We start from the raw sequence: 3,345 nt of genomic DNA on the forward strand, positions 1-3,345 counted from the left end.
GGGATCACGGTGCTCAAGGCGATCTCCGAGCCGATCCTCGCCGCCGCCCGCGCAGGAAAGAAAGTGCTCATCGTCGATGACCTGGTGGACACCGGCGCGACGGCGCGCGTGGTGCGCGACATGCTGCCCGGCGCGCATTTCGCCACGGTCTACGCCAAGCCCAAGGGCCGCGAGATGGTCGATACCTTCATCACCGAGGTGAGCCAGGACACCTGGATCTTCTTCCCCTGGGACCTCGACGTGGCTTATGTCGCGCCGATCTCGGGCGGCACGGACTGATGAAGGCAATCGGCTTCGTCGAGACGGGGCCGATTGGCCGGCCGGATTCGCTGATAGAACACGAGCTGCCCGATCCGGTGGCGAGCGGCCGCGATCTTCTGGTGCGGGTGGCGGCGGTATCGGTCAATCCCGTCGACACCAAGGTGCGTGGTGGTTCGCCCGGTACTGTCGGCGATTTCAAGGTGATCGGCTGGGACGCCGCCGGAACCGTCGAGGCGGTTGGACCGGATGTTACCTTGTTCCGCCCCGGCGACCGGGTCTTTTATGCCGGCTCGATCATTCGCCCCGGCTCCAACGCCGAACTGCAGCTCGTCGACGAACGGATCGTCGGCCCGGCGCCGCAATCGCTCGGCGACGCCGAAGCGGCGGCGCTCCCGCTGACCGCGCTAACGGCCTGGGAAATGCTGTTCGACCGGCTGGACGTGAACCGTCCCGTACCGCGCGACAACCGCATGCTGCTCGTCGTCGGCGGCGCGGGCGGGGTCGGTTCGGTCGCCATCCAGATCGCCAAGCGGATCGCGAGCATGACCGTGATCGCAACCGCCTCTCGTCCCGAGACGGTGGAGTGGGCCGGCGCCATGGGGGCCGATCATGTGATCGACCATTCCAAACCGCTGGCGGCGGAAGTCGCCGCGCTTGGGACAGGGGCGCCCGGTTTCGTGTTCTCGACGACCAGCACCGACCGGCACTTCGACCAGATACTCGAACTGATCGCCCCGCAGGGCCGATTGGGGGTCATCAGCGGGATCGGTGCGGCCAATCACCCCGATGGGTTCAGCGGCAAGTCGATCACGCTGTGCTACGAGCTCATGTACACGCGCTCGCTGCACGGGACCGACGACATGATCGAGCAGCACCGGATACTGTCGGAAGTCTCGCGTCTGGTCGACGCCGGCGTGCTCAAGACAACGTTGAAGACGAACCTCGGGACGATCAGCGCAGTGAACCTGCGCGAGGCGCACCGGATGCTCGAGAGCGGCAAGACTATCGGCAAGGTTGTGCTCGAAGGCTGGTAGCCACCCACCTGCGGCGCTCGAGTCCGAAAAGAAACCGGGCGGCAAGGCCGCCCGGTTCGCGTCATGGTCCGGATGGAATCCGGGTGCTATTCAGCCTTTGTCGCCGCCCCAAATCGCCCTTCGACCTGAGGAGCCACTGGTGAGTTGGCTTTCAGATAGGCTTCGAGGATTTGCGGTGTGTTGCCGTGGCGAGAGATCAATGTTCCCTCGCTGATTCCAGGCCGGCTCAGCGCACCGACGACGACCGCCACCGAATAGGTGTCCTCGGGGGACAGAGGCGCCCCCTCGACCGTGAAGCTGTGGGCCTTTGTTCCCTCGGCGTCGGGGTCGATGCGATAGGTACCTCCGCTCACGTGCAGTAGCGATCCGGAAGACTCAGGGAATGTGCCGACCGTACTGTCCACGAATGCGACCACCTGCTCTCCCGTGAGCTCCATCTTGACGATCTCAACTTCGATCCGGGCCATCGTCTGGACAGTCCGGCGGTCGATCGGACCAGGTTCGGTCACGCCACCAATATAGCCCGCCGGCAAGAACGCCAGTTGCGCCCCGGCCGCTTCACGCACGGCGTCCGTGAACAGGTTTCCCAGATTGGTTTCCTGGGTTCGCACAACGTCGCGGGTGCCCTCCAGAGTGACGTCGGTTGAGCCGACAATCTCATTGAAGAACTCAGTCGCGGTGGCAAGAAACACATCCAGGGCAGCGCGGGTCGCCGCCTTCTCCGGTACGTTGTCGAGGGAGGCGCGATCGAGCAGGCGTGCCTCGGCGCCGGTGAACTTGCCGTCGACGAACGCGAGGTCGACGACTCCGACAGTCTCGCCGTTGCCGCTGGTCTGGGCGATAAGCACGTCGTTGTGGATCAAGCCGGACGGGTGTCCAGTATGGCTGTTCCCATCGATGATGACATCCAGGCCCTCAACCTGCTCGGCTACCGCGAGCGAGTTGGAGTCTTCCTCGAGTTCGCCGAGGTGCAGCAGGCCGACGATGAAGTCGGCGCCAGCCTCTGTGGCTTCGCCGACGAGACGCTCCGTCGCGGCGACCGCATCCACGTACTCGAGGTCGGTCGACGCCATCACCCCGGACTGGTGGGTGGTTACTCCGACAATACCTGCCGTCATCCCGTTAGGCAGTTCCACGAGAGTGAAACCCTCGCTGAAGGGTTCACCGGTGGCGGTGTACACCATGTTGTCGACGAGCAGCGGGTAGTTGAGGCCCGCCGCAAACGTCTTCAGGTGATCGGAGCCGTACGCGAACTCGGAGTTGCCCGCAGTCATGGCGTCGATGCCGAGGGTGTTCAGTATCGGCAGGAATCCCAGTCCCCGATCGATCGACGCATAGGGGTCGCCGGCGATGGCGTCTCCCGCGTCGAGGAAGAGGGTGTTGGGGTTCTCGGCTCTCGTCTGTTCAACGAACCCGGCGATCTTCGGGTAGCCGATCTGCGTGTCGGTCCCGTCGATGTGGGCGTGGACGTCATTGATGTGAACGATCGTCACGGTCCCCGTGAAGTCGGCAGCAAGACTGGCAGTGCCCAAGGCGGCGACGCCGGCCAGAGCAGTCGAAGCGATAAGCAAAGTGCGTTTGGTAATCATCGGATCCCCCGAATTGATAATCGAACTGCTTACGGTGTAGCGGGCGGGCCCGAACGCTGGTTCGGTCCCTCAGGCGCACTTGCCGGCACAGCCGAAAAAGGCAAACGGGCCGAGATCGCTGCTCCAGTCCGGCAGCATCGCAGCTCCTCCCGAGGCGGGACTTCAGACGCCGACTGGTTGCGACATCCCACGCTCAGACTGCGATACTGTTATACAGTATAACGATTTCGGCAGGGCGTCAAAGGACCGCTTCGAAAGCGGTGTTTGACAAGGTTTGGGACGGCGGGCGACCGCCGCCGGGGCAGGGAGCAGACCGTCGTTCGCCCGTCGCTAGTCCGCGCCGCGCGCCAGGGCCTCGGGTTTGACGAGGCGCTTCTGGATCGCGAAGACCACGACCCCGACGCCGATGCCGGCGAGGTCGGTCCACAACCCACCCTCGATCAGCGTCAGCGCGCCCACGA

Annotated in this window: 3 protein-coding genes; 2 read left to right on the forward strand and 1 reads right to left on the reverse strand. The window is 64.5% G+C overall.

The window, feature by feature from the left end; genetic code table 11:
- Together GX543_RS08055 and GX543_RS08060 are read left to right on the forward strand one after the other, a co-directional pair.
- Positions 1-279: phosphoribosyltransferase family protein (locus GX543_RS08055; protein WP_290851131.1), on the forward strand; the 279-nt coding region annotated here is incomplete at its 5' end.
- The gene (locus tag GX543_RS08060; RefSeq protein ID WP_290851132.1) at positions 279-1,295 is read left to right on the forward strand and encodes a zinc-binding alcohol dehydrogenase family protein; all 1,017 of its coding nucleotides are present in this window, start codon (positions 279-281) and stop codon (positions 1,293-1,295) included. The genes GX543_RS08055 and GX543_RS08060, both read left to right, overlap by 1 nt.
- Before the next feature lie 86 nt (positions 1,296-1,381).
- On the opposite strand, the gene GX543_RS08065 is transcribed toward GX543_RS08060, so the two are convergent.
- The gene (locus GX543_RS08065; RefSeq protein WP_290851133.1) at positions 1,382-2,884 is read right to left on the reverse strand and encodes a bifunctional UDP-sugar hydrolase/5'-nucleotidase; all 1,503 of its coding nucleotides are present in this window, start codon (positions 2,882-2,884) and stop codon (positions 1,382-1,384) included.
- Between the last annotated feature and the right edge of the window lie 461 nt (positions 2,885-3,345).

The organism is Gordonia sp. (in: high G+C Gram-positive bacteria), assembly GCF_012515855.1.
Classification (GTDB): Bacteria; Actinomycetota; Actinomycetes; order Mycobacteriales; family Mycobacteriaceae; genus Gordonia.

Bases quoted from the DNA above. Each gene is read 5' to 3' on its own strand.
- GX543_RS08060 (WP_290851132.1), top strand. From the start codon at position 279: ATGAAGGCAATCGGCTTCGTCGAGACGGGGCCGATTGGCCGGCCGGAT.
- GX543_RS08065 (WP_290851133.1), bottom strand. From the start codon at position 2,884: ATGATTACCAAACGCACTTTGCTTATCGCTTCGACTGCTCTGGCCGGC.